Here is a 21,510-nt window from a genome sequence, read left to right on the forward strand (position 1 = left end):
GCGTTGTCGGTGGCGGGGAAGGCGGGCAAGGTCATCGATCCGATGACGTATGTCGCCAAGGGTGCCGGGGCGGGTCTGTCGAAGATCGGGGACATTTCCAAGGCCCTGAAGGGCATGGGCAAGATCGACATGCCGACCCTGCCGGACGGTTCGGTCCACCTGCCCGACGGGCGCCTGCTGGACCCGCACGGCAACATCATGACGCCCGACGGCGTCGTCGACACGACGCCGATCCCGCACGAGGTCGCCCCGAACCTCCCGAAGGTCCCGACCCTCCCGGACCACTGGACGATCCACGGCCAGCAGCCGGTCTACGCCGGCGTTCACACGGGCGCGGACGGCGTGACCCACACGACCGACGCGGCCGGCCACTACGACCCCACGACACCTTCGTCCTCGTACGACCACACGGCACCTTCGTCCGCGCACGACCACACGGCGCCTCAGTCGTCCTACGACCACACCCCTCCGACCTCGTACGACCACACTCCGACCCCGACCTCCTACGACCACACGGCGCCCCCGTACTCGCACGAGCACACCCCCGCGGGCACGCCCACCCACGACGTCCCCGGCAGCGGTGGCCACGGCAGCGGTGGGCACGGCAACGGTCACGATCACGGCGGCGCGCACGGCCCCGCCCACGACACACCCGGCGGCCACAGCGGCGGCTCCTCCCACGGGCCGGAGCATGACCACCACGAAAGCGGCCACCCGGACCACAGCGGTGACCACCCCACCGACCACGCAGGTCACACGGACGAGCCCGTGCATGGGGGCGATTCCACGGACCTCGGTCACCACGCAGTGGACACCGCCGCTCACCACGGCACTCCGGGGCACGCCGGCACCGACGGGCCGGGCCACGGGACCGCTGGGGAGCCGTTCGAGTACAAGCCGCTCGTGTCCGACGCCGAGTGGGACAGGCTCACGCCCGCCCAGCAGCACCAGGTGGCGTACGCGGAGATTTCCGACGGCACGAGACCCTTCGCCGCCGACACCGATGCCGTCGAGTACGGCCAGGCGTACTGGAACCACTACGCCGAGAACATGCCGGAGGTCGAGCGCAAGGCGGTGTGGGACTACACGGACGAGCCCGACTACAACCTTCCGGCTCCGCATCCGGACGGCTGGGGCACGTACAAGGAGATGAACGGGTACCTGCGGGGCGACGCGTCGAAGTGGAGCCCATATGTCCAGCACAACATCGACGAGGTCGACAAGGCGCTCGCCGGCCATCCCGTTCCCGAGGACGTGATGGTCGTCCGTGGCACCGGCATCGGGCACCTCCAGCTCGACGACCCGCTCGAGATGCTGCACAACACCTATGGCGACCCTGGATACCTGTCGACGTCGCTCGGCGACCATCCGGTGAGCGCTTTCGCGCACTCCGAAGCGATCCTGCATCTCAGGGTCCCCAAGGGGACTCCGGCTCTGTGGGTCGAGAAGGTCGGCAAATTCGGCATGGGTGAGCGGGAACTGCTGCTCGGACGAGGCACGGCATACCGGGTGACACGCGTGTTCATGGAAAATGGCCAGGTGCAGGTGTACGGGGAAGTCCTGCCGAGATAGCAAGTACAGGAAGGCAACACCATGAGCCGCGAACGGCACGTCTCTCCTCGGACCACGGAGCCCCTTCGGTTCAACGAGGTCGCCAGCGCGCCGCACTACGTCCGCAGCACGGACAAGCCTGTCCAGTTCGTGACCGTCGCGAACCCGCAGGGGACGGTCCTGGGCTATGTCTGGGCCAACGACGAGGACGACGCCGCAGGCTGGAAGGTACGCCGGGCCGGGGGCGACGAGGCCTTCAACCGGGGGGCCCTGTACGTGTCCAAGCTCCGGGACGCCAAAACGCGGGGGCTGCGCCCGACGGCGGCCCTGGCCGAGATCGTCCGGGACACCGACCCCACCGGCCCCAGTCATGTCGTTCCCGGCTCCCTGCGGCAGGCGCCGAGCCTGGGCACCGTCAAAGACCTGGCCGACCAGGACTGACCGCCGCCGGACATGTCGAGCGCTTCGAGCGGTACGCGCCACCCCGTCCACTACACCACCGCCACCACCCCCGACGGTGAAGTCATCGGCTACGCCTGGGGCGGCTTCGACGGTGTCGGCTGGATCGATCGGCCGGCGAGCAGTCTCAGTGCCTACCAGGCGGGGCGGGAGTGGTACCGGAAAGTGGACGAGGCTCAAAGGGAGGGTCTGGCGCCGCACGCCGTGGTCGCCTCGCTCAGCCGGGAACCCGGTGCCGGGCCTGTCACCGGCGCCCCTTCCGTCGCCGCGCTGGAGGAACTCTCCCGTACGGTCACGGCCGCCGACGACCGGCGTCTGCTCGCCCAGCTCCATCCCTGCGACAGCCAGGCCTGGCAGGAGTTGTCCGACGCCTTCGACGTGCTCACGGACGAGGACCGCAAGGTCGGATCAGGCGGCGGGCAACTGTCGCGGGAGGGGGTGTACCACGTGTCCTTCCCGGTCTACACCAAGCCGCTGTGGCGCGCCGTCCACGCGCTCAGCGGGGTGGGTGCCGTCACCCCGGAGCACCGTTGGGTCGACAACCCCATGGACCCGCACGCGCCCGTCGGCGCTCTGCACCCCGCTGACGCGGTACGCGCCGCCACCGCGATCGTGCGGGGCGAGCGGATGTGCGAGGGAACGCTGGCCACGGCCTTGAAGATCGGTCTGCTGGACGCCGTTGCGCTCTCCCTGCGCACCTGGAACGCCTCCCGGCGGGACGAGAGGGCAGGGGCCGCCGGGCCGCACCCCGGGTGTACGGGCGGCCCGTTCATGCTTTATGTTGCGGAAGCGAAGTAGGGGGATCCGCGATGCCGCAGGAAAGGTCGCCCCGCGTACAGCTGGCGCAGGCGCCGGTGCGGGCCGGGGCGCAGATGAGTCCGGCCGAGGCCGAAGCCGTCGCCCGTGCCGCGCACGCCGGGCAGACGGACAAGGCCGGACGGCCGTACGCCGAGCACCTGTCGGCCGTCGCCGAGGGGGTTCACGCACGCGGCGGAGGTGACGACCTCGTCGCCGCCGCCTGGCTGCACGACGCCCTGGAGGACGGTGCGCTCGGTGAGGAGTGGCTCGACGCGGCCCCGTTGCCGCAGCGGGCCAAGGACGTCGTACGGGCCGTGACCAAGCGGCCGGGAGAGGAACCGGAGGCGTACGCGCGCCGGATCCTGGCCACTCCCGGCGCCCGGCTGGTCAAGGCTGCCGACCTCGCGCACAACGCCGACCCGCGCCGCCTCGCCGCCCTGGACGAGCCCACCGCCCGGCGGCTCGCGCACAAGTACGCCACGATGCGCGGCCACCTCGGCCTCGGCCCGGACGACTGACCGCACGAGCGCCCCCCCACACCGACCGCACGACCGACCGCTCGCGCCTGGCACGGGGCGCGCACACGCCACGAGTACGCACACGCCACGAGCACAGCACCAGCACGGAGCACCTACGCAGCACCAGCACCGAGCACCTAAGCAGCACCAGCACCTACAAGCGGAGCACCTGCACGACACCAGCACGTACACAGCACGAGCACACACACAGCACCAGCACGCACCTACAGCTACGCACAGGACGACGGGATGGCACGGGACTACGACAGCCAGTTGCTCGAGTCGGTGGCGGTGCGCCGGCGCCGGATGCGCGACGCACTGCTGTTCGGCGCGCAGCGCGGACGGCGCACCGTGGACGAACGGCTCGGCAAGGTCTTCGCGGGCATCGCCATCGCCGCCGTCCTGTGCGCGGGCTGCGTCGGCTGGTCGTTCCTTCAGTCCACCCTGGCCAAGCAGAAGGCCGAGCAGAAGAAGCAGCAGCAACAGCAGGAGCAGTTGTACAACCCGTCCCCCTCCGCGTCGGGCGGGCCCTCCGCCTCCGGTACCCCCTCCGGCGCGACGGCGCCCGGCAGGCAGGGGGAGAAGCGGTGAGGACGCTGTGCGCGACCGACATGATCACGTCACGCAGGGCCGGTGACGGAGAAATCGCGATGATAGGTTCCGGTGAGTGGTGAGCACAGCAACGACGTCACGGACCCAGCTGAGCCGGGTCACCCTGGTCGGTGAACGCCGACGCGCCGACATCGTCCTGCCCTCGGACACCCCGATCGGCCAACTGCTCCCCGACATCCTGCGGCTGCTGGACGACCGCGCGTCCACGCGCCCGGCCACCCGGCAGTTGATCGCCTCCGACGGCTCGGTCCTGCCGCACGACGCGACCCTGTCCTCGGCCGAGGTCCCCGACGGCGCGGTCCTCCAGCTCGTCCGCGCCCACGCCGCACCGCCCGCACCGGTCGTGCACGACGTCACCGACCAGGTCGCCGACGACCTCGACCTGCGCGCCTGGCGCTGGCGCCCGGCCGCGCGCCGGGCCAGCGCCGGCGTGGCCACCGTGGCCTTCGCGGTGGCGGCGGGCCTGCTCGCCCGGCGCGAGTTCGCGCTGGAGAACGTCACCGCCGCGCTCGCCGCCGTCACCGCCGTGTGCCTCGTCGCCGGCGCCCTGGTGGCCCGGATCGGCCAGGGCAACCGGGGACTGGCCACCGCGCTGCTGCTCGCCACCGGCGGGCTCGGCCTGCTCACCGCGTGGACCGCCGCCGACGCCTACGACTGGTCGGGCACCGCCCGGCTGGCCGGTGTGGTCGGCGCCCTGGTGGTCACCCTCGTCCTGCTGGCCTACTTCTCACCGCTGGGCCGCGGCGGCCTCGTCGGCGCGGGCGCGGCAGCCGTGATCGCACTCGTGTGGGAGGCCGTCGCCGCCCTCCAGGACCGGCCGGACCGGCTCGGTGCGGTGATGGCCGTGATCTCCGTGGTCCTGCTCGGACTGCTGCCGCGGCTGGCCCTGATGGCCTCCGGGCTCACCGCACTCGACGACCGGCGCAGCTCGGGCGTCTCGGTCAGCCGCCACCAGGTCGCCAACGCCCTCGCCGCCACCCACCGCGGACTCGCCCTGGCCACGGTGGTCACCGCCGCCTCCGCCGCTGCCGGCGGCTGGCTGCTGACCACCGCCCGGCAGCCGACCGCGTGGACGGTGACGCTGGCCGCGCTGACCGCGGTCGTACTGCTCTCCCGGGCGCGGGCCTTCCCGCTGGTCGCCGAGGTCGTGGCCCTGTTCGCGGCGGCGGCGGTGCTCGTCGTGCGGCTCGCGGTGCTGTGGATGCACCACGCGGGCGGCGCGGGCGCGCTGGTCCTGCTCGGGGTGGCCGCGCTGCTCCCGCTGCTCGTCCTCGCGGTGGAACCGCCCGAGCACGTGCGGGTGCGGCTGCGGCGGTTCGCCGACCTGATCGAGTCCCTCGGCGTGATCGGGCTGTTCCCGCTCGCCGTCGGGGTGTTCGGCATCTACGGGCAACTGCTCGACAAGTTCTGAGACTGACGGACGACGCGCCGGCGCTCCGGGCGGGATGACGAGGCAGGGAAGAAGGCGACATGCCGAACGGGGACAACTGGCAGAGCGACGTGCTGCGCGATCTGAGGAGCGGCGCGTCCCGGCGGGAACCGCAGGAACAGGACCCGGCGCAGGCGCGGCGCGCGCAGCAGGACCTGCCGCAGCAGGACCTGCCGCAGCAGCGGCCGCACGAACAGCCGGAGCAATGGGGGCAGGCGCAGCCGCAGGTGCGGCAGGCACCGTCCGCGGACGCACCCGGGCAACAGCAGCCACCAGCCCCGGCCCCGGCGCAGGCACCCCCCGCGGCGGCGGCCCCGGCGTACGGCTACCCGCCCCAGCAGGCCCCCGCCCAGCCCCACACCCAGGCCGCACCCCAACCCCACACCCAGACTCAGCACCCCGTGCCCCAGCACCCCCTGCCCCAGGCCCGGACCGCCCCGCAGGCCCCCGCCGCGCGTCCCGCGCCCCACGCCCACCGCACCGCCACCCCCGACTCCCGTCCCGTGGTCGACAAGCGGCTGGCCGCCGCGGGCGGCAAGCCGCGCCGCGGTGAGCCGTTCGCGGCGCGGGCGCTGCGCGCGGTGCGCCGCACCGTCTCCTCCTCGGCCGCGCGCGAGGTCGCCGAGACCACCGCCACCGCCGAGGTGCTCCAGCAGGCCGTCACCACCGGCCGGCAGATCGCCGTGACCTCCATCCGCGGCGGTTCCGGCAAGACCACCGTCGCCGCGCTGCTCGGCACCACCTACGCGCACTACCGGCAGGACCCGGTGCTGGTCGTAGAGGCCGACCCGGCGCTCGGCTCGCTGCCGCTGCGGCTCGGCGCGGAGAGCCTGCGCTGGACCACCGGCGACCTGGCCGGCCTGGTCGAACCGCAGATGTCCCTGCTCGACGTCACCGGCTACCTCGTCCAGCTCCCCGACAACGCCTGGCTGCTGCCCGGCAGCCAGGGGCAGGTCGGGGCGATGCTCGACACCAAGGGCTACGAACGGGTCATGGTCTCGCTGCGCCGCTACTTCGGCGTGACCGTCGTGGACTGCGAGACCCTGCCCGCCGAGGTCGCCCGTACCGCGCTGTCCGCCGCGCAGGCCCGGGTGCTCACCGTGCCCGCCACGCTGGAGGGCCTCGCCAGCACGCACGCCGTCCTGGAGTGGATGCGCGGGCTGCCCCGCTCCATCACCACCTCCACCGTCGTGGTGCTCACCGAGACCGTGCCGCACACCGGGGTCGACCTGGACAAGGCGGCCGAGCAGCTGAAGGCGACCGGCGCGGCCGTCCGCGTGCTGCCCTACGACCGGCACCTGGCGGCCGGCGGCGCCATCCGCACCGACCTGCTCGCCCGCGCCACCCGGCAGGCCGCGACCGCCCTGGCCGCCGAGGTCTTCCGGCTGTCCCAGACACGCCGCTGAACCCCGGCTGTCCCAGACGCGCCGTGAACCCCCCGGACGCGCCGCCGAACCCCGTAGACGAGCCGCTGGACCCCGTAGACGAGGGGAACACGAGGACGAGGCACCCACGATGAGCACCCGACTGATCCACCGCCCGGCCCGGACCACCCGGCCCCCGGCCGCCCCCGAGCCACGCACCATAGAGGCACCGCCCAACCTGCCCGAGGGCAAGGCCGGTTCCATCGCCACCTCGCTACTGCCCGTGGCCGGTGTCATGTCGTCCGTCGTGATGATGACGGTCGTGCGCAACAGCCAGTTCGCCGGCCTCGGCGCGATCATCCTCGTCGTCACCCTGGCCGGCTCCCTCACGCTGGTCTTCTCCCAGCGCGGCAAGGCGCAGCGCACCCGCCGCACCCAGCGCGAGGCCTACCTCGCCTACCTGGAGGACCTGCGCGAGGAACTGTCCAAGGAGGAACGCGAACGGCGCGAGCGCGCCCAGGTGCTCAACCCGCCGCCGGACGCCCTCTACGACATCGTCCGCGACCCCGCCCGGCTGTGGGAGCGGCGCCGGACGGACGGGGACTTCCTACGGGTGCGGGTCGGCACCGGCGAGATGCCCGTACGGGACCTGAAGGTGGCCCAGCAGGGCTCCTCCGTGCTCACCCCGCCCGACCAGTTCATGCTGAACGAGGCGTCCGCGCTGATGTCCCGGTTCAGCACCGGCACCGAACTGCCGCTGACCGTCCCGCTCGACCGGGTCGGCAACATCAGTGTCATCGGCCGCCGCGAGGACACCCTCCGCGTCGCCCGCGCCCTGATGGTGCAGACCGCCGCCACCCACGCCCCCGACGACGTCGCCATGGCCCTGGCCGCCCCCGGCGACCGGATCGGCGACTGGGAATGGGCCAAGTGGCTGCCGCACCTGCTCGACACCGAGCAGTTCGACGGCCCCGTCGCCGCCCGCCGCATCGCCCCCTCCCTGCCCCAGCTCGGCCGGCAGACCGGCGCCGAACTGCGCCGCCGCGCCTCCTACGCCGCCGAGGTGCGGCGCGGCCTGTCCGGCCCCGACGCCCTCGCCATGACCTCCCGGCTCCTCGTCGTCGCCGACGGCCACGGCGCCGACGCCGTCGAACTGCCGCGCCCCGACGACGCGGTGGGCCTGCGCGAGATGAGCGTCACCGTGCTCCACCTGCTCGACGAACGCGTCCAGGAACCCGGCAGCGTCGGCGTGCGCATCACCGTCGAGGAGGACCGCATCCTCATCGAGGACCTGCGCGAGGCCGAACCGGTCAGCGCGCACGGCACCGTCGACGAGGTCGGCGTGCCCTTCGCCGAGGGCCTGGCCCGCATGCTCGCCCCGCTCAGGCTGTCCGCCGAGTCCATGGTCGACGCCCCGCTGACCGGGCCCGTCGACTTCGCCGACCTCCTCGGCATCGACGACGTCGCCCGTCTCGACCTGGACCGGCTGTGGGCGCCGCGCGGCGAACGCGCCTTCCTGCGCGTCCCGATCGGCGTCAGCGACGCCCACGAACCGGTCCTGCTCGACCTGAAGGAGTCCTCCGAACTGGGCATGGGCCCGCACGGCCTGTGCGTGGGCGCCACCGGCTCCGGCAAGTCCGAGCTGCTGCGCACCCTCGTCCTCGCCCTGGTCGCCACCCACCCGCCGGAGGACCTCGCCCTCGTCCTCGTCGACTACAAGGGCGGCGCCACCTTCGCCCCGTTCGCCGGCCTCCCGCACGTCGCCGGCGTCATCACCAACCTGGAGAACCAGGCCGGCCTCGTCGAACGCGTCCACGCCTCCCTGGCCGGCGAGGTCAAGCGCCGCCAGCAGGTCCTCAAGGACGCGGGCAACGTCGCCGACATCGGCCACTACGCCGCCCTGCGCGCCGAGAAGCGCCCCGACCTCGAACCGCTGCCCCACCTGTTCGTCGTCATCGACGAGTTCGGTGAACTCCTCACCGCCAAACCGGACTTCATCGACCTGTTCCTGTCCATCGGCCGCATCGGCCGCTCCATCGGCGTGCACCTGCTGCTGTCCAGCCAGCGCATCGAGGGCGGCAAGCTCAAGGGCCTGGACACCTACCTGTCCTACCGGCTCGGCCTGCGCACCTTCTCCGCCGACGAGTCCCGCACGGTCCTGGACACCACCGACGCCTTCCACCTGCCCCCGCTGCCCGGCTTCGGCTACCTCAAGGTCGACACCAGCCACTACGAGCGGTTCAAGGCCAGCTACGTCTCCGGCGCCTACCGCGGCCCCGTGCAGCGCGAGACCGAGGACACCGGGCCGCTCGCCCTGGAGTACGCGGCGTACAACACCCTCGGCCAGGACGAGTCCGCGGGAGCCGAGGAACCGCAGATGCGGCGCCGCGAGACCGGCCCCACCGAGATGGGCGTCCTCGTCCAGCAGATCGAGGACGCGGGCGCCCGCACCGTACGCCGCATCTGGCTGCCCCCGCTGCCCGACGCCGTCGCCCTCGACAAGGTCGCCGGGCCCGTCGAGGTGGGCGCGCGCGGCATGCAGCTCGCCAGGCGGCGCGGCCCGCTCCAGGTGCCGCTGGGCGTCCTGGACGACCCGACCCGGCAGTGGCAGGGCCAGTGGTACCTGGACCTCACCGTCGCGGGCGGCCACGCCGCCGTCATCGGCGGCCCCCAGTCCGGCAAGACCACCCTGCTGCGCACCCTCGCCCTGTCCCTGGCGCTCACCCACACCCCGCAGGAGGTCGGCGTCTACGGCCTCGACCTGGTCGGCGGCGGCCTCCAGGCCCTGTCCGGACTGCCGCACGTCGGCGGCGTCGCGGGCCGCGCCGACCGCGAGCGCGCCGCCCGCACCATCGACTCGGTGCGCGGCATGCTCGACCAGCGCGAGGAACTGTTCCGCATCCACAACATCGACTCCCTGGAGCAGTTGCGCACCCTGCGCGCCGCGGGCCGGCTGCCCGAACTGGCGTCCACGGAGATCGTGCTGCTCATCGACGGCTTCGGCGCGCTGCGCGACGACTTCGAGGAGCTGGACGACGCGGTCGTCGACATCCTCAAGCGCGGCAGCGGCTACGGCATCCACGTCGTCGCGGGCATGCTGCGCTGGAACGACGTGCGCATCGCCACCCAGTCCCAGTTCGGCACCCGCGTCGAACTGCGGCTGAACGACCCCAGCGAGTCCAGCATCGACCGCAAGCTCGCCGAGACCCTCTCCCCGGAGGAGAAGGGCCGCGTCCTCACCGACCGCAAGCTCTTCGCCCAGGTCGCGCTGCCCCGCACCGACGGCCTCGACGACACCGCCGAACTCGGCACCGTCCTGGAACGCACGGCCCGTACCGTCCGCGCCACCTGGACCGGCGACGTCGCCCAGCCGGTGCGCGTCCTGCCGCACCTGCTGGAACCGGGACTGCTGCCCGGGCCGGCCGCCGAGCCGCGCCGCGTCCCCGTCGGCCTGGACCAGACGAAACTCGCGCCCGTCCTGCTCGACCTGTTCGAGCACGACCAGCACCTGATGATCATGGGCGACAGCGAGTGCGGCAAGACCAATCTGCTCAAGGTGATCGCCGAGGGCCTGATCGAACGCCACGGCGACGACGAGCTGGTCTTCGGCGTCTTCGACCCCCGCCGCGGCCTGCGCGGCGCCGTCCCGGAGGAGTACCGGGGCGGCTACGCCTACAACGCCAAACTGGCCGGCGCGCTGGCCACCGGCATCGCGGGCGAACTGGAGAAACGGCTGCCCGACGAGAGCGCCGACCCCGCCGACCTGGAACCCGGCAGCTGGGGCTCCGGCCCGCGCATCGTCATCCTCGTCGACGACTACGACGTCCTGACCACCGCCGGACAGCAGCCCCTCGCCCCCTTCGTCCCGTACATCCCCTCCGCCGTCGACATCGGCCTGCACTTCGTCCTCACCCGCCGGGTCGCGGGCGCCTCCCGCGGCCTGTACGAGCCGCTGCTACAGGGCCTGCGCGAGTCCGGCTCCGCGGCGCTCGTGATGTCCGGCGACCGCGGTGAGGGCCAGCTCTTCCCCGGTGTCTACGCGAGCCAGCAGCCGCCCGGCCGCGGCGTGCTGGTCCGCCGGGGCGAGCCGAACCGGCTGATCCAGACCGTCTACGCCGGGAACAGGTGAGAGAAAGCCATGACCAAGGACGTCGTCGCCCTGACCAAGAAGATGCCCGACCCGCTGAGCGTGATCGCGGGCCTGCTCTCCGGCGGCCCCGACAAGCTGGTCGGCGCCGAGGACGGCGGGGCCGTGGTGCGGCTCTGCGACGAACAGGGCAGGCCCCTCGTCTCCGTGGAGGCCCCGCTGCTCGTCCAGGTCAGGGGAGAGGCGCAGCGGCTGCTCGGCGCGAGCGAGCCCGAGGTGCCGTACTGGTGGACCGAGGCCCGCGCCACCACCGGCGTCAAGGAGGGCGAGGACCTCGCCGGGACCTTCGCGGCCCGGCTCGCCGCCCTCGTCGGCGGCACCGCCTGGCCCCCCGAGGCCGCGCGGTCGCTGGCCGTGGTGAAGACCGACGGGGTGAGCGTGGCCCCCGTGCCCGCCGCCGCCCAGCCCGCCGTGGACGTCCTCACCGACAAGGTCGCCGTCGTCATCCAGGACCGGCCCGTGGTCGCCATGACCGCCTGGCTCGCCGATGCCTTCCGGGCGGCCGCCGACGCCCGCCTCGGCCTGCAGATCGTCACCCCCGCCGGCACCCGCCTGTCCCCGGCGGTCCGCACCGCCCTGCCCGGCTGGCCCTCGCGCTGGGTCGTCCAGGACGAGCAGGACGGCTACTACGACGGCCTGTCCGGCGCCGTCCTGGAGTGGAACAACGGCCTGTTCGTCACCGTCGAGTCACCGCAGGCCACCCCCGACGACTCGCGCACCCCGGTCGCCGCCTCCTTCTCCCGGGACGTCGCCGACACCGGCGAACGCCAGCTCGCCATCTCCTACCGGGCCGTCCACCCCGCCGACGACCGCCTCGTCCTCGGCGGCGCCCTGGAGGCCGTGTGGCGCGAGATCACCGGCGAGCCGCCGGCCGGCTGGGGCACCGAGGAACCCGCCAACCTGCCCTGGTCCCCGCGCCAGTTCACCGACGTCGCCCACGAACGGGCGCCCGAGCCGACCTGGTTCGTGGTCGTCGGCACCCCGGAGCGCCCCGGCCTCGCCACCGTCCGCGTCTCGCGCACCACCGGCGGCGTCGAGGAGGACGTCACCCTGGCGTTCGGCTACGGCCCCGGCCAGGAGGTACCGGCACCCGCGGTGCCGCGCGCGGCGGAGATCCTCGCCACCCGGCACGACCTGCAGTCCATGCTGGTGCAGATCCGCCGGGCCCGCCGCGACCTGTCGGTGCCGCCGCGCTTCGAGGGCCCGGGCGTCCCGTACGCCTTCGTCCTCGGCGCCGAGGAGGTACGCGCCATGCCGGGCGACCGCGCCCGCAACACGCCCCTGGAGAGGCGCCCGCGCGAACTGGGCCCGAAGACCCGTCCGGCGCTGTACTACGACTTCCCGGGCGACCCGTCCGACCTGTCGGGCTGGCAGCACTTCGAGCGGCTGATGCGGCACCTGAAGGGCGAGCCGCCCGCCTGACCGGGAGCCGGACGGCTCCGGCCGTCCGGCGTGGACGTGCGGCCCCAGCCGCCCGGTGGGGGTGAGCGGAGAGGCAGCTGCCGTGGGGGTGAGCGGAGAGGCAGCCGCCCGGCGGGGGTGAGCGGCGAGGCAGGCGGCCGGTTCGTGAGGCGGCACGCGCCCGGGGCCGCGGGGGAGGGCGGCCGGCCGGGGCGTGCGCCGGCTCGGCCCGCCGGTGCCGCCGGCGGCCCCGGCGCCGGCCTAGACGGCCCCGGTCGTGGTCCCGGCACCCGCGCCGGCCAAAGCCTCGTGCCGCGCCCCGCCGGCGCGCCCGTCGCCGTTCCCACCGGCGTGCCCGCCGTCCTTCCCGCCGGCGTGCCCGCCGTCCTTCCCGCCGGCGTGCCCGCCGTCCGGATGCGCGGCCTCCCGCCGGAACGCCCACTCCATCCTCGGCTCCACGGCGAACCGGAAGACCCCGCGCACGGGCCGCGTGCACAGCAGGGTGACGCAGGCCGACGCGAGCACGGTGACGACGAGCGCGCCGAGCGGACTGTGCAGCCAGGGCGTCTCGAACCAGCCCGCGTACAGCACGCCCTTGACCACGAAGCCGTGCAGCAGATAGCCGTACAGCGTGCCCGTGCCGAGCGCCGTGCACCACATCCGGCGCCCCGGCACCAGGGCGAGGAAACACCCGGTCAGCAGCACCGCGCCCGCGAACATCACCAGCACCATGACCGGCCCCGCCCACCACGGCGCGCCCAGGTCCTGAGCGGCGCCGTTGCGGTAGAGCCAGCCGATGTTCACGCTCGGCGCGGTCCACCAGCCGAGGACCGGCGCCGCCGCGAACACGGCGGCCGCCGGCAGCCGCACCGAGCGGCGGCGCACCAGCCGGAAGTGCTCCGGCTTCAGGCACAGCCCCAGCACGAAGCAGGGCAGGAACTGCAGGACGCGCGGCAGGTCCAGCGTGCCGCCCATGGCCGGGGACACCGAGCCCAGCATCGCGATCCCGAGCGCGACCGGCAGGGGGTGGCGCACCAGCTTCCACACGGGAGCCGTCAGCCGCCAGATGAACAGGGCGCACAGGAACCAGGTCAGGTACCAGGGCGAGAGAAGGCTGACGGACAGGTCACCGGAACCACCGACGACGACACGGAAGAGTGAATACGCCGTCTCGAACAGGACGTACGGCACGACGACACCGGTGATCAGCCGCTTGACCCGGCTCGGCCGCAGATCGAAATCACGGGAGAAGAAACCGGAGATGATGACGAACGCCGGCATGTGGAAGAGGTACACGACGTTGTACGCGCCTTCCAGGAACCGGTTGCCGCTCATCACGGGGGCCCAGGAATGACCCCACGCCACCAGCACGATCGCGAGGTACTTCGCATTGTCGAAGAAGGGATCGCGCTGTTTTCCGGACCGGCCCGCGCCGCCGCGGGGTCTGTCCGGGAGCGGCGCTTCCGGAACCGGTTCCTGGGCTGGGGGGAGAGGTGTTCTGTTCTGGCCGGGGGAGGAGGCAGCGTGGAACATCTGAGGCACCTTAGCGTCGTCCGTGCGGTTTTCGCGGAACCTCCGACGGCGATCCCGGCTGTGCGCGGCGGATGCCCAGAATTCTGCGAGAAATACGTGACCCGGGAGGTGGCGCGTGCCACACCGGTCGCACGGAGCGGAACCCTCAATGTCCGGATTGGTCATGACCAGTTGACCGGAACGGACGGATGGCGGCCGCCCGGCGACGGGAATTCGAATTACCGGCGAACGATCTGTGCAGACGTCGAAACGAAATCACCGAATTAACCGGCGAGTCGCCGGAGCCCGCCGGCCCGCCACCGCGCCGGCCCACCGCCGTGACTCCGTGCGCAGGAACGCCTGGTGGGGCCTGGCGGGCTCTGGCGGGCGGGGCGCGTCACCGCTGCGGTGCGCGGGCCGCGTGTCACGGACCTGACCGATGATGCGTCAGGCGCGGCATAGGCGGGCCGTGTTGGTGGCACGATGGTTCCAGCGGGGGCGTGGGGTGGGAGCCCCGGGCCGGGAGAGCGGACCGACCGAAGGTGTGATCAGTTGTGGCCATTTCACTGTCAGTGGTGCTGCTGTTGGCGATCATCCTGGTGGTGTTGCTCCGAGGGGGCTCCATCAAGGCGGGTCCGGCCATCGTCGCCGTCCTCTTCGGCTTCTTCCTCGCCTCCACCGGCATGGCCCCGTCGATCAACCGCTTCATGAACTCGATAGCGGACACGATCAACTCGATCAACTTCTGAGGCGGACGGGACCCCGACCCGGCCCGGCCCGACCCGACCCGTCCGGGGCAGGCTCGGCCTGCCCCGCCTCGCCCCGCGAACGCCGAGGGGCCGGGTCCGGAGATCACTCCCCGGACCCGGCCCCTGGCCGGACAGAGCGGGCGACGGGAATCGAACCCGCGTAGCCAGTTTGGAAGACTGGGGCTCTACCATTGAGCTACGCCCGCACACAACGCGCCGCTGATCGACCGACCGCGGCACACAGGCATCGTAGCGGGTCCGGCCCCGTCCCCGCACACCCCTTCCGGCCCGGCGCCCGCGCGACCGCCCGCATCACGCCCGCGCGCCCGCACCCGCCCGGCCCCGCGCCCCCTCCCGACGGCCGCAAGGCGCCCGCCCCCTCGCGGCCCCCTGCCCGTCCATTCCCCCCGCATGGCGCGATCTCATGGGCCCGGTCCACACCCAGCCCGGACCGGCCGCACGGACCCGGTCCGGCGCAGGGGCGCAGGGGCGGAGCCCCGGGAGGGCACCTTGCTCCTTACCGATCCGGGTGGGTGGGGGGGAAACGGCGTCCGGGGCGGAGCCCCCGTACGGCGCCCTGTCCCACCGAGCCGCACAGCCCCGCAAGGGGCCACCCCCGCACCCCCCGGGAGGGAATTACGCGGTCGCGCGGCCTGCGGCCATGTACCCTACGTGTCGCACCAGACGGGGTGTGGCGCAGCTTGGTAGCGCGTCCGCTTTGGGAGCGGAAGGCCGTGGGTTCAAATCCCGCCACCCCGACCATCCGCCGGCCACCGGGCCGGCGCCACCGCCCGCGCCCCGCACGGGCAGGGCGCCCCGGCCGGCCCGCACGCGGCCCGGACCCCAGGCACCCGGTCGGCCCGCAAGCGGCCCGGACCCCGGCACCCCGACCCGCCCGGGCGCCTCGTACGGCCAGGCCCCCCCGCTCGCAAAGGCCGCCCCGTACGGCCAGGCACCCGAAGGGCCAGCCACCCCGTACGGCCAGGCACCCCGGACAGCCACGCGCCAGGCGCCCCAGCACGACCGCCGTCACCCGCCCCCCCCACGCCGGGTTCCCCGCCCTCACCGCCCACGGACACGCCGTGCACACAGCCGATTCCCGTGATTCCCGTGATCGCCTTTTGGGGCGCTGACCGGCTGCGGTTACTATGCAGACTGCGCGCCCGTGTGTCCGGCCTCCTGGCCTACGAACTCCTCCGGGCGGCTAATCCGCCGGACAACCCTCTGGCTCCGGCGAAATCCAAGAAGTCAGCCACAAGGAGACCGAACCGTGAAGAGCGCCGTGGAGACCCTGAACCCGACCCGGGTTCGGCTCACTGTCGAGGTGCCCTTCGAGGAGCTCAAGGACAGCCTCGACGCGGCGTACAAGAAGATCAACCAGCAGGTCACGGTGAAGGGCTTCCGCAAGGGCAAGATCCCGGCCCGGGTCATCGACCAGCGGTTCGGCCGCGGTGCGGTTCTGGAAGAGGCCGTCAACGACGCGCTTCCGAAGTTCTACACCGACGCGGTCAACGAGGCCGAGCTGAACCCGCTGGGCCAGCCCGAGGTCGACATCACCGAGCTGAAGGACGGCGAGACGCTGAACTTCACCGCCGAGGTCGACGTCCGCCCGACCGTCGAGATCCCGGACTACTCCGGCATCGAGGTCGAGGTCGACGCCATCGAGGTGACCGAAGAGGACGTCGACAAGGCGGTCGAGCAGCTGCGCGAGCGCTTCGCCTCGACCAGCCCGGTCGAGCGCGCCGCCGAGGACGGCGACGTCGTCACCATCGACCTGGAGGCCAAGGTCGACGGCGAGGTGCTGGAGGACGGCATCGCCAACGGCGTCTCCTACACCATCGGCTCCGGTGAGCTGCTGGACGGCATCGACGACGCCGTGAAGGGCGTGGAGGCCGGTGGCGAGGCCACCTTCACCTCCGAGCTGAAGGGCGGCTCCGCGGCTGGCAAGGAGGCCGAGGTCACCGTCAAGGTCACCCAGGTCGCCGCCCGCGAACTGCCCGAGCTGGACGACGACTTCGCGCAGCTCGCCTCCGAGTTCGACACCCTCGAGGAGCTGCGCGCGGACAGCCGCAAGCGCCTGGAGAACATGAAGCAGTACGACCAGGCCACGCAGGCCCAGGAGCGCGTCCTGGACAAGCTGCTCGAGCTGGTCGAGGTCCCCGTCCCCGAGAAGCTGCTCGAGGACGAGATCAACACCCGCAAGCACAACCTCGAGCACCACCAGCTCGGTCAGATGGGCCTGACCCTCGACAAGTACCTGGAGATCCAGGGCAAGACCGCCGAGGAGTTCGAGACCGAGACCCGCGACGCCGCGGTCAAGGGCATCAAGACGCAGTTCGTCCTGGACGAGCTGGTCAACAAGGAGAAGCTCAACGTGAGCCAGGAGGAGCTGACCGAGCACCTCATGCGCCGCGCGGCCTCCTCCGGCATGTCCCCCGACCAGTTCGCACAGGCGGTCGTCCAGAACAACCAGGTTCCGCTGCTGGTCGGCGAGGTCGCCCGCGGCAAGGCCCTGGCCGTCGTGGTCGAGGCCGCGACCGTGAAGGACACCAACGGCGAGATCGTCGACCTGGAGGACGAGGAGGACGAGGCCGCCGAGGGCGAGACCGCCGAGGCCGTCTCCGCCGAGGGTGACGGCGAGGGCGAGGAGAAGGCCGAGGCCTGATCCGGCACGGCGTCTCCGACGTACGTACGATGGGCCCTGGGGCATGTTCCCCAGGGCCCGTCGTCACACCTGGCCACCCCGCCCCGAGGGCCCCGGCGCTACGCCCCCGGCGAACACTCCCCTTCGCGGGATTCCCCGAAGGGGCCCGCGCGTTAGGGTCCATGAATACGAGGGCAGGGGAGTCCCCGGAACCGGCCGGACGGCCCCACGCCCCGGCAGAACACGTGAGACGGCCCGGCGCCGTCGTAAGACGAGCAGGTGGATACGTGACGAATCTGATGCCCTCCGCCGCCGGCGAGCCCTCCATCGGTGGTGGCCTCGGCGACCAGGTCTACAACCGGCTGCTCGGCGAGCGGATCATCTTCCTCGGGCAGCCCGTGGACGACGACATCGCGAACAAGATCACCGCACAGCTGCTGCTCCTTGCCGCCGACCCGGACAAGGACATCTTCCTGTACATCAACAGCCCCGGCGGTTCCATCACGGCCGGTATGGCGATCTACGACACCATGCAGTACATCAAGAACGACGTGGTGACCATCGCCATGGGCCTGGCGGCCTCGATGGGCCAGTTCCTGCTGAGCGCGGGCACGCCCGGCAAGCGCTTCGCGCTGCCCAACGCCGAGATCCTGATCCACCAGCCCTCCGCGGGCCTGGCCGGTTCGGCCTCCGACATCAAGATCCACGCCGAGCGGCTGCTGCACACCAAGAAGCGCATGGCCGAGCTGACCGCCCACCACACGGGCCAGTCGGTGGAGCAGATCACCCGCGACTCGGACCGCGACCGCTGGTTCGACGCCCACGAGGCCAAGGAGTACGGCCTCATCGACGACGTCATCACCCACGCCGCCGGCATGCCGGGCGGCGGCGGCACCGGGGCCTGAGCCGACTCAGCCCGCCCAGCCCCCGGCCGACCGCCCAGCCCCTTTCCAGGAGACATCGTGAACGACTTCCCCGGCAGCGGCATCTACGACCGTACGCGTGCCGAGTACACCGGCCCCACGGCCGAGTCCCGCTACGTCATCCCGCGCTTCGTGGAGCGCACCTCCCAGGGCGTCCGCGAGTACGACCCGTACGCGAAGCTCTTCGAGGAGCGCGTGATCTTCCTCGGCGTCCAGATCGACGACGCCTCAGCCAACGACGTCATGGCGCAGCTGCTGTGCCTGGAGTCGATGGACCCCGACCGTGACATCTCGGTCTACATCAACAGCCCCGGTGGTTCCTTCACCGCGCTGACGGCCATCTACGACACGATGCAGTTCGTCAAGCCCGACATCCAGACGGTCTGCATGGGCCAGGCGGCCTCCGCCGCCGCGATCCTGCTCGCGGCCGGCACGCCGGGCAAGCGCATGGCCCTGCCGAACGCGCGCGTGCTGATCCACCAGCCCTACAGCGAGACCGGCCGCGGCCAGGTCTCCGACCTGGAGATCGCCGCCAACGAGATCCTGCGGATGCGCGCGCAGCTGGAGGAGATGCTGGCCAAGCACTCCACCACGCCGATCGAGAAGATCCGCGAGGACATCGAGCGCGACAAGATCCTCACGGCCGAGGAGGCCCTGTCCTACGGGCTCGTCGACCAGATCATTTCCACCCGCAAGATGAACAACGCCGCCGTCCGCTGACGCGGACACCGCACCCGCCCGTCGCCCCTTGGCGCGGTCACGTCGAAGTGAACCGTGCCAAGGGGGGCCCGAACGGGGGGCCCGGCAAGGTACCGTCGACATAAGGCAGCACCAGGAGCCGCTGGACTCAACGCGTCCAGGCGTCTCCCAGGCGAAGGGGAAGCACACCGTGGCACGCATCGGTGACGGCGGCGATCTGCTCAAGTGCTCGTTCTGCGGCAAGAGCCAGAAGCAGGTCAAGAAGCTCATCGCAGGGCCCGGTGTGTACATCTGCGACGAGTGCATCGATCTCTGCAACGAGATCATCGAGGAGGAACTCGCGGAGACCAGCGAGGTGCGCTGGGAGGAGCTTCCCAAGCCCCGCGAGATCTACGAGTTCCTGGACGGCTACGTGGTGGGCCAGGAGGCCGCCAAGAAAGCCCTGTCCGTCGCGGTGTACAACCACTACAAGCGGGTCCAGGCCGGCGAGAACGGCGGCGGCCAGGGCCGCGAGGACGCCATCGAGCTGGCCAAGTCCAACATCCTCCTGCTCGGCCCGACCGGGTCCGGCAAGACCCTGCTGGCCCAGACCCTGGCCCGCATGCTGAACGTGCCGTTCGCCATCGCCGACGCCACGGCGCTGACCGAGGCGGGGTACGTGGGCGAGGACGTCGAGAACATCCTCCTGAAGCTGATCCAGGCGGCCGACTACGACGTCAAGAAGGCCGAGACCGGGATCATCTACATCGACGAGATCGACAAGGTCGCCCGTAAGAGCGAAAACCCGTCGATCACCCGGGACGTGAGCGGCGAGGGCGTCCAGCAGGCCCTCCTGAAGATCCTCGAGGGCACCACGGCCTCGGTCCCGCCGCAGGGCGGCCGCAAGCACCCGCACCAGGAGTTCATCCAGATCGACACGACGAACGTCCTGTTCATCGTGGGCGGTGCCTTCGCCGGCCTGGAGAAGATCATCGAGGGCCGCGCGGGTGCCAAGGGCATCGGCTTCGGCGCGACGATCCGCTCCAAGAGGGAGCTGGAGGCCAAGGACCAGTTCGAGGACGTCATGCCCGAGGACCTGGTCAAGTTCGGCATGATCCCCGAGTTCATCGGCCGCCTCCCCGTCATCACCTCGGTCCACAACCTGGACCGCGAGGCGCTGCTGAAGATCCTGGTCGAGCCGCGCAACGCCCTGGTGAAGCAGTACCAGCGCCTGTTCGAACTCGACGGTGTCGAGCTGGACTTCGAGCGGGAGGCGCTGGAGGCCATCGCCGACCAGGCGATCCTGCGCCAGACCGGCGCGCGCGGCCTGCGCGCCATCATGGAGGAGGTCCTCCAGGGCGTGATGTACGAGGTCCCGTCCCGCAAGGACGTCGCCCGCGTCGTCATCACCGCCGACGTGGTCCTCTCCAACGTCAACCCGACCCTGATCCCCCGCGACGCCCGCGGCCGGGGAGCGGGGGAGCAGAAGACGGCGTAGCCGCCCGCGCACGAGCACACAGGGAAGGGCCCCGGTCGCTCGACCGGGGCCCATCCCTGTGCGGTGCCGGTGTCAGATCTTGACCCGGACCTCCTTGCGGAGCTTGGCGGCGAGGTCGGCCGCGTCCTTGAGGGAGATGCCGCCTCCGGTCGCCATCTTGGCCACGTCCATGGGCAGCACGTAGGCGACTGTGCTGTGGTCCGCCCAGATGCACATGGGCACGCTCATCGTCTTCGGAGCGCCGTTCTGCGCCTGCTCATTGGTGATCTTGGCGTTCTGGCACTTCATGACGCCGTTGTCGAAGCCCGACGGCGACATCTTCTGTGGGCTGCCCTCAAGCTCGCCCTTGGTGCCGTCGCTGCCCTTGTCCTTCTCGGACTCCGACTTCATCTTGGAGAACATGGCGTCGACGACCTTTTCCGGGTCGTCGATCGTGCCGTAGACACCGCTGAAGTTCAGCATCTTCTGCGTCAGCCCCTGACCGGCCATGTATCCCGCGCTGACGTCCTTGGGGTTCTTCACCCCCCACGCCTGGGCGTCCTTCAGGTCGTCCTTGGTCATGCCGTCTGAGGCGTCGCTGTCGCTCTTCTTGTACTCACCGAGCACCGTCGCCGGCGTCACCAGCTTGTGCGGGCCGTCGTCCGCGACGGAGCTGCCGCCACCGCCGCCGATCACCATGTACGCCCCCACCGCGATCGCCGCCACGACCGCGACCGCGCCGATGATCAGCGCCGTCTTCTTGGCGCGGCCGCCGCCGCTGTCGGCGGCCGGCGGCTGGGGCATGCCGCCGTACGGCGGCTGCTGGCCGTACGGGGGCTGGGGCTGCTGGCCGTAGGGAGCCTGCGCCGGGATGCCCTGCGGCGGCTGCTGGCCGTACGGACCGGGCTGCTGCTGAGGGGGTTGCTGGCCGTACGGACCCGGCTGCTGCTGCGGGGCCTGCTGGCCGTACGGGCCGGGCTGCGGCTGCTGGGGCTGCTGCGGGTAGCCGTAACCCGGCTGCGGCTGCGGCTGGGGCGGCGGGGCCTGCTGGGGGTAGCCGTAGCCGGGCTGCGCGGGCGGTGCCTGCGGCGGCTGCTGGCCGTAGGGGCCCGGCTGGCCGTACGGTCCGGGCTGCTGGGGCTGCCCGCCGTACGGGCCCGGCTGGTTGTAGCTCATTACGGGGTTCCCCTCCAGATGCTTATGCGTTCCTGACATCCTGGCGCAGGCCCGCCGGGTGCAGGCCATCGG

16 protein-coding genes and 2 tRNA genes are annotated in these 21,510 nt (G+C 72.1%); 15 read left to right on the top strand and 3 right to left on the bottom strand.

All coding sequences use genetic code 11. The annotated features are described in order from the left end of the window. The 9 genes from ABZ719_RS07350 to ABZ719_RS07390 all read left to right on the top strand — a co-directional run. Positions 1 to 1,572: ADP-ribosyltransferase (locus ABZ719_RS07350; RefSeq protein WP_366724249.1), on the top strand; the 1,572-nt coding region annotated here is incomplete at its 5' end. Positions 1,573 to 1,593: 21 nt separating this feature from the next. Next, on the top strand, positions 1,594 to 1,992 hold the full coding sequence (locus ABZ719_RS07355) for a hypothetical protein (RefSeq protein WP_366724250.1): 399 nt from the start codon (positions 1,594 to 1,596) through the stop codon (positions 1,990 to 1,992). A gap of 12 nt (positions 1,993 to 2,004) precedes the next feature. Further along, on the top strand, positions 2,005 to 2,808 hold the full coding sequence (locus ABZ719_RS07360) for a DUF6508 domain-containing protein (protein ID WP_366724251.1): 804 nt from the start codon (positions 2,005 to 2,007) through the stop codon (positions 2,806 to 2,808). Positions 2,809 to 2,882: 74 nt separating this feature from the next. After that, on the top strand, positions 2,883 to 3,326 hold the full coding sequence (locus tag ABZ719_RS07365; RefSeq protein ID WP_366724413.1) for an HD domain-containing protein: 444 nt from the start codon (positions 2,883 to 2,885) through the stop codon (positions 3,324 to 3,326). Between the two features lie 249 nt (positions 3,327 to 3,575). After that, a complete protein-coding gene (locus tag ABZ719_RS07370) occupies positions 3,576 to 3,917 on the top strand; it encodes a hypothetical protein (protein ID WP_366724252.1) in 342 nt (113 codons plus the stop codon). Between the two features lie 76 nt (positions 3,918 to 3,993). Then, a complete protein-coding gene (gene eccD, locus ABZ719_RS07375) occupies positions 3,994 to 5,349 on the top strand; it encodes a type VII secretion integral membrane protein EccD (protein WP_366724253.1) in 1,356 nt (451 codons plus the stop codon). A 59-nt stretch (positions 5,350 to 5,408) separates the two neighbouring features. Next, positions 5,409 to 6,773, top strand: coding sequence for a hypothetical protein (locus ABZ719_RS07380; RefSeq protein WP_366724254.1), 1,365 nt, complete (start codon positions 5,409 to 5,411; stop codon positions 6,771 to 6,773). Positions 6,774 to 6,882: 109 nt separating this feature from the next. Then, positions 6,883 to 10,860 (top strand): type VII secretion protein EccCa, encoded by a 3,978-nt coding sequence (eccCa, locus tag ABZ719_RS07385; RefSeq protein WP_366724255.1) that lies wholly within the window; start codon positions 6,883 to 6,885, stop codon positions 10,858 to 10,860. 9 nt (positions 10,861 to 10,869) lie between these two features. Beyond that, positions 10,870 to 12,300 (top strand): DUF6177 family protein, encoded by a 1,431-nt coding sequence (locus ABZ719_RS07390; protein ID WP_366724256.1) that lies wholly within the window; start codon positions 10,870 to 10,872, stop codon positions 12,298 to 12,300. A 240-nt stretch (positions 12,301 to 12,540) separates the two neighbouring features. Here ABZ719_RS07390 and ABZ719_RS07395 read toward each other — a convergent pair whose 3' ends face one another. Next, complete coding sequence (locus ABZ719_RS07395) at positions 12,541 to 13,812, bottom strand: acyltransferase family protein (protein WP_366724257.1); 1,272 nt, start codon at positions 13,810 to 13,812, stop codon at positions 12,541 to 12,543. Between the two features lie 533 nt (positions 13,813 to 14,345). On the opposite strand from ABZ719_RS07395, the gene ABZ719_RS07400 reads away from it, so the two are divergent. Then, positions 14,346 to 14,540 carry a hypothetical protein gene (locus ABZ719_RS07400; RefSeq protein WP_037854478.1) on the top strand — a complete coding sequence of 65 codons (195 nt, stop codon included), beginning with the start codon at positions 14,346 to 14,348 and terminating at the stop codon, positions 14,538 to 14,540. Between the two features lie 135 nt (positions 14,541 to 14,675). Here the strand turns inward: ABZ719_RS07400 and ABZ719_RS07405 are convergent. After that, positions 14,676 to 14,746, bottom strand: a tRNA-Gly gene (locus ABZ719_RS07405). Positions 14,747 to 15,225: 479 nt separating this feature from the next. Here ABZ719_RS07405 and ABZ719_RS07410 point away from each other — a divergent pair. The 5 genes from ABZ719_RS07410 (at position 15,226) to clpX (ending at position 20,283) form a co-directional block, all read left to right on the top strand. Further along, positions 15,226 to 15,302, top strand: a tRNA-Pro gene (locus tag ABZ719_RS07410). Positions 15,303 to 15,810: 508 nt separating this feature from the next. Next, a complete protein-coding gene (tig, locus tag ABZ719_RS07415; protein WP_366724258.1) occupies positions 15,811 to 17,205 on the top strand; it encodes a trigger factor in 1,395 nt (464 codons plus the stop codon). Between the two features lie 278 nt (positions 17,206 to 17,483). Continuing rightward, positions 17,484 to 18,089: an ATP-dependent Clp protease proteolytic subunit gene (locus ABZ719_RS07420; protein WP_051812654.1), complete on the top strand. Its 606-nt coding sequence runs from the start codon at positions 17,484 to 17,486 to the stop codon at positions 18,087 to 18,089. Between the two features lie 57 nt (positions 18,090 to 18,146). Further along, positions 18,147 to 18,827, top strand: a complete 681-nt coding sequence (locus ABZ719_RS07425) for an ATP-dependent Clp protease proteolytic subunit (RefSeq protein ID WP_037854475.1) — start codon at positions 18,147 to 18,149, stop codon at positions 18,825 to 18,827. 169 nt (positions 18,828 to 18,996) lie between these two features. After that, positions 18,997 to 20,283 (top strand): ATP-dependent Clp protease ATP-binding subunit ClpX, encoded by a 1,287-nt coding sequence (gene clpX / locus ABZ719_RS07430; protein WP_037854474.1) that lies wholly within the window; start codon positions 18,997 to 18,999, stop codon positions 20,281 to 20,283. Positions 20,284 to 20,355: 72 nt separating this feature from the next. On the opposite strand, the gene ABZ719_RS07435 is transcribed toward clpX, so the two are convergent. Continuing rightward, the gene (locus tag ABZ719_RS07435) at positions 20,356 to 21,438 is read right to left on the bottom strand and encodes a hypothetical protein (RefSeq protein WP_366724259.1); all 1,083 of its coding nucleotides are present in this window, start codon (positions 21,436 to 21,438) and stop codon (positions 20,356 to 20,358) included. Between the last annotated feature and the right edge of the window lie 72 nt (positions 21,439 to 21,510).

This window comes from Streptomyces sp. NPDC006743 (assembly GCF_040703815.1).
Taxonomy (GTDB): domain Bacteria; phylum Actinomycetota; class Actinomycetes; order Streptomycetales; family Streptomycetaceae; genus Streptomyces.